The 3,566-nt window shown below is 63.3% G+C and carries 4 protein-coding genes; all 4 read left to right on the top strand.

The window, feature by feature from the left end; translation table 11 throughout:
- On the top strand, nt 1-582 hold a 582-nt coding region (locus tag ACXRVY_RS20365), incomplete at its 5' end, for a DUF58 domain-containing protein (RefSeq protein WP_458238092.1).
- Nucleotides 579-1,073: a DUF4381 domain-containing protein gene (locus ACXRVY_RS20360; protein ID WP_223462909.1), complete on the top strand. Its 495-nt coding sequence runs from the start codon at nt 579-581 to the stop codon at nt 1,071-1,073. The genes ACXRVY_RS20365 and ACXRVY_RS20360, both read left to right, overlap by 4 nt.
- The gene (locus ACXRVY_RS20355) at nt 1,066-2,148 is read left to right on the top strand and encodes a vWA domain-containing protein (protein WP_458238091.1); all 1,083 of its coding nucleotides are present in this window, start codon (nt 1,066-1,068) and stop codon (nt 2,146-2,148) included. Before ACXRVY_RS20360 ends, ACXRVY_RS20355 begins: the two co-directional genes overlap by 8 nt.
- On the top strand, nt 2,145-3,566 hold a 1,422-nt coding region (locus ACXRVY_RS20350), incomplete at its 3' end, for a VWA domain-containing protein (protein ID WP_458238090.1). The genes ACXRVY_RS20355 and ACXRVY_RS20350, both read left to right, overlap by 4 nt.

The following is a 3,566-nucleotide window of genomic DNA, read 5'->3' as shown; positions in this document are numbered from 1 at the left end:
AGCCTGATCGGTTGGGCAGCCCTGGGGCATAACGACCGGGTCGGCGGGCTGGTGTATGGCGACAATCAGCACTACGAAATCAAGCCTCGGCGCAGCAAGCAAAGCCTGCTGCAGCTGCTCAATCGGCTGGTGCGGGTCAATCAGTCGCTCAACAGCGAAAGCGAACCGGACCGTGATGCCTTTGGTATCGCCCTGCGCCGCGCCCGGGAAGTGTCCCGCCCGGGCAGCCTTGTGATTGTGATTTGCGATGAACGCGCGCTTTCGGAAAGCGCCGAGCAACAGCTGAGCCTGTTATCACGTCATTGCGACCTGTTGTTGCTCCCGGTGTCCGATCCGCTGGATCATGCCCTGCCCGCCGCGGGACTTTTACGTTTCGCCGAGCGTGGAGCGCAACTGGAACTCGATACGCTGAATTTCGACCTGCGCCAGACTTACCGGGCTCAGGCCGAAGCACGCATCGCTCGCTGGGAGCTGCTCGCGCAGAAACTACGGGTACTGATGATGCCTTTGAGCACTCAGAGCGAGATGGTCGAACAACTGCGCGAATACCTGAACCCACAGAAACCGGGGAAAGGTCGATGAGCAGCCTTGATCAACTGCAACCCCTGATATCCCCGCCACCGGTGGAATTCTGGCCTCCGGCACCGGGTTGGTGGTTGCTGCTTTTATTGGTGCCACTGATCGGTTTGGGCCTGTGGAAGCTGCGTCGCCTTATTCTGGACAAGCGCCCAGTGGTACGTGCTGAACAGCCGCTTGACCCGGTGCGTCTTGCCGCCCTGGCGGAGCTGGCCTTGATGCCCAAACCCTACGACGGTGCGCCAGCCGGTGCCTGGCTGCAGCAACTCAACGGCTTGCTCAAACGCCTGTGCCGCAACCATTACCCCTACAGCCAGAGCCATACCCTCAACGGCCGCAAATGGCTGGCGTTCCTCGACAACCGCTGCCCGGCGGCCGGGCTGACTCGCTGGATGGTGCTTGTGGAGGGCGCCTACAAACCCGAATGCAAGCTCGACGACAAGGCGATCGCCGGCCTGACCCAGGCCGTCGACACATGGATTCGCAAGCATGTTTGAATTTGCCTGGCCGTGGATTTTTGCCCTTCTGCCGCTGCCGTGGCTGATGCGCATCGTATTGCCGGTGGCCGACAGTGGCGAACCGGCACTCAAGGTCAGCTTCCTGAGCGATCTCGAAGGCCTCGCCGGGCGTCGCGCCCGGGCCAACCTGCCGGCATGGCGCCAACAGACGCCGTTCATTTTGCTGTGGCTGTTACTGCTGGTCGCGGCGGCGCGCCCGCAGTGGCTCGGCGAACCCTTGCCGATCGCCGCCAGCGGCCGCGATCTGCTGGTGGCGGTGGACGTTTCCGGCTCCATGGATTTCCCTGACATGCAGTGGCAGGACGAAGATGTGAGTCGACTGTCGTTGGTCCAGCACCTGCTCGGCGACTTCCTCGAAAGTCGCGAAGGTGACCGCGTCGGCCTGATCCTGTTTGGCAGCCGGGCCTACCTGCAGGCACCGCTGACCTTCGACCGCCACACCGTACGCGTCTGGCTCGACGAAGCGCGCATCGGCATTGCCGGCAAAAACACCGCCATCGGCGATGCAATCGGTCTGGCCCTCAAACGCCTGCGTTTGCGTCCTGCAACAAGCCGCGTGCTGATACTGGTCACCGACGGCGCCAACAATGGCGGTGAAATCGATCCGCTCACCGCCGCCCGACTGGCGGCCCAGGAAGGTGTGAAAATCTACCCGATCGGCATCGGTGCCGATCCGGAACAAAGTGGCTCCGTGGGGTTCCTCGGTGTCAATCCGAGCCTGGACCTCGACGAGCCGTCCCTGAAAGCCATCGCCGAAGCCACCGACGGCCAGTATTTCCGCGCCCACGATGGCAAGGAACTGCAATCGATCAAGGACACCCTTGACCAACTGGAGCCCGTGGCCCAACAACCCACCCAGGCCCSCCCGACTCAAGCGTTGTATCACTGGCCGCTCGCCTTGGCGCTGTGCTTGAGCATACTGCTGGTGGTTCCCGTACTCTGGCCGGACAACCCGTTGCAACGCCTGTTTACCAAGGATCTGTATTTGCAAACGCAATTGCTGCCCGACTGGCGCCAGCGTCTTAAACGCCTGCGTCTGCGGAGGCGCCGATGAGTGCGCTGTGGCCCTACTGGTTCCGGCCCTGGTGGCTACTATTGCTGCCGGTGCTTGGCTGGTTGCTCTGGCAACTCTGGCACCGCAAGAAGCGCGCCGGGCGCTGGCAGATGATCCTGCCGCCGGCCTTTCACTCGGCACTGCTCAGCGGCGGCAGTGGTCGCGACAGTAAACTGCCCTGGGTCGCGCTCGGCGTGGCGTGGCTGTTGACCGTGCTCGCGCTGTTGGGTCCGGGTTGGGAACGCGTCGAGCAAACCAGCCAGAAACCCGCGGACCCGTTGGTGGTGGTTCTTGAACTGACCCCGGAAATGCTCGCCACCGACGTCACGCCCAATCGGCTGGAACAGGCCCGGCGCAAGCTGTACGACCTGCTGCAGATCCGCAGCGACGCGCAAACCGCCATTGTCGTCTACGCCGGCAGTGCCCACACGCTGGTACCGCTGTCAGATGATCTTTCCACCAGCCGCAACCTGTTGGATGCGCTGAAGCCGTCGTTGATGCCAGAGCCCGGTCATCGCGCCGATCTGGCGGTACTCAAGGCCCTGGCGCTGCTCGAACAGGCTGCTTTGGGCGACGGTCGGATCCTGCTGATGGGTTCGTCCCTGACCGAACCAGAGCGGCTGGGCATCCGTCGCGCGCTGAACGGCAAATCGACTCAATTCCTGATGCTCGGCATCGGCACCGCCGAAGGCTCGCCCATCACCCAGGAGGACGGCAGTTTCCTCAAGGATGAACAAGGCGCAATTCTCGTGCCGCGCCTCGACGAGCCCGGCCTGAAAGGCTTTGCCAACGACCTGGATGGACGCTTTCGCCAGGCGCGCCTGGACGATAGCGACCTGCACGCCCTTRGCCTGCTCGACGGTCCACGCAATTTGCGCAACGACGGTCAGACCTTGCGCCTCGACACCTGGGCCGACCAGGGTTACTGGCTGCTGCTGCCACTGCTGCTGCTCGCGGCCTGCGCAGGACGTCGTGGTTGGTTGCTGTGTCTGCCGCTGCTATTGGCGCTACCGCAACCCGGCTATGCCTTCGACCTCGCAGACCTGTGGCTGCGTCCTGATCAACAAGGCGTGCAATTACTCAAACACAAGCGTCCGGCCGAGGCCGCCCGGCGCTTCGAAGACCATCAGTGGCAAGGCGTGGCGCTCTATGAAGCCGCAGACTACGCCGGCGCCGCCGAGCGGTTTGCCGAGGGCAACGATGCCCATGCCCACTACAATCGGGGCAACGCCCTGGCCAAAAGTGGTGAGCTGGAGGCCGCCCTGGACGCTTACGAACAGGCACTGGAACGTCAACCTGATTTGCGTCCGGCACTGACCAACAAGGCGCTGGTGGAACGTCTGCTCAAGGAGAAAAACACTCCCCCCCCTCCTGAGCCAGACGCAGCCAGCAACGCCCGGCCCGAAGCCGAATCGCAG

The sequence above is a fragment of the Pseudomonas sp. P5_A2_2 genome (assembly GCF_054177685.1).
This window is presented reverse-complemented; position numbering and strand designations above follow the sequence as displayed.